This window comes from Moraxella sp., assembly GCF_024227015.1.
Classification (GTDB): Bacteria; Pseudomonadota; Gammaproteobacteria; order Pseudomonadales; family Moraxellaceae; genus Moraxella.
Genome location: NZ_JAAELD010000101.1, coordinates 1 through 1,779, shown reverse-complemented (window position 1 = coordinate 1,779; position 1,779 = coordinate 1). Strand labels below are relative to the sequence as shown.

Sequence of the window (1,779 nt, the reverse complement as noted above, 5' to 3'; positions counted from 1 at the left end):
GAATGCGATGTCAGCAAACTTAATCATGGTGATGTCATCACGATTTACCCCAAAAAAGGCAGTATTGTCAAAGAGGGAGAAGAAGTCAGCAGTTTTGAACTGCGCCCTGTCACAATGTCTGATGAAGTACAAGCGGGTGGGCGTATTCCTTTAATTATTGGGCGCAGCCTCACGGAAAAAGCACGTCAAACATTGAATTTAGGTGCTTCGTCTCTCTTTATTCAAACAGTGCCGCCTCAAGATACAGGTAAAGGCTTTACTTTAGCCCAAAAAATCGTGGGCAAAGCCTGTGGTGTTCAAGGTGTACGCCCTGGCACTTATTGCGAACCCAAAATAACAACAGTAGGCTCACAAGATACCACTGGCGCGATGACACGCGATGAATTAAAAGAATTAGCGTGTTTAAGCTTTTCAGCCGATTTGGTGATGCAAAGCTTCTGTCACACCGCAGCTTATCCAAAATCAGTCGATGTGAAACTACACCGCGACTTATCCCATTTCATACAGATACGCGGTGGTGTCGCCCTGCGCCCTGGAGATGGCGTTATTCACACATGGATTAATCGTATGCTTTTGCCTGATACAGTTGGCACAGGAGCAGATTCGCATACTCGTTTTCCAATCGGCATCAGTTTTCCTGCGGGTTCAGGCTTAGTCGCGTTTGCAGCAGCGTTAGCTGTGATGCCTGTGGATATGCCAGAATCTGTGCTAGTCCGTTTTAAGGGCGAAATGCAGCCTGGAATCACTTTGCGTGACTTGGTGAATGCTATTCCTTATGTTGCCATCCAAAAGGGTTTATTAACTGTTGAGAAAAAAGGCAAGAAAAATGTCTTTTCAGGGCGATTGATAGAAATTGAAGGTTTACCCACCCTAAAAGTTGAACAAGCCTTTGAATTGGCTGATGCTTCTGCGGAACGCTCCGCCAATGCGTGTGTGGTGCGTTTAGACAAAGCCCCCGTTATTGAATACACCAAATCAAATGCCACCTTGCTCCGTTGGTTGATCGACAATGGCTATGGTGATAAAGACACCTTGCAACGGCGCATTGACGCAATGGAAGCATGGCTAGAAAATCCTGTGCTATTAGAGCCTGATGCAGACGCGGAATATGCCGAAATCGTTGAAGTTGATCTCAATGAGATCAAAGAACCGATATTGGCTTGCCCAAATGATCCCGATGATGTCAAACGCTTATCTGAACTTGCGGGTACAGAGATTGATGAAGTCTTTATCGGCTCCTGCATGACAAATATCGGTCATTATCGGGCTGCCCATAAAGTGCTAGAAAGTAGCGGTGCAGTACCTACCCGTTTATGGATCACACCACCAACACGTATGGATGAACGTCAATTAGTGGCAGAAGGAAAATACTCGGTATTTGGTAAAGTAGGCGCACGTACTGAAATGCCAGGCTGCTCCTTGTGCATGGGCAATCAAGCGCGTGTAAAGGATAACGCCACTGTGGTTTCCACATCAACCCGTAATTTCCCCAATCGCTTAGGCAAAAATGCTAATGTCTATTTAGCCTCAGCAGAATTAGCCGCTGTCTGTGCCAAACTGGGCAAAATTCCCACAGTTGCCGAATATGAGCAACATGTTGAGCCTATTACACAGGAATCGGATGATATTTATCGTTATCTGAATTTCCACGAGATGGCGGATTATCAAGAAGAGGTATAAACGTTTTTTAAGGTATAAACGTTTTTTGGTATCCAACATTAACTTTGGACGTTTTTTGGAATCGAACTATAGTTTTTCAGGTAATTTACTTAAAAACTG

At 44.7% G+C, this 1,779-nt stretch carries 1 protein-coding gene; it reads left to right on the top strand.

The window, feature by feature from the left end; translation table 11 throughout:
• Positions 1–1,680, top strand: a 1,680-nt coding sequence (locus GY683_RS02235; protein ID WP_297287202.1) for a bifunctional aconitate hydratase 2/2-methylisocitrate dehydratase, incomplete at its 5' end; no start/stop codon positions are given.
• Positions 1,681–1,779 lie beyond the last annotated feature (99 nt).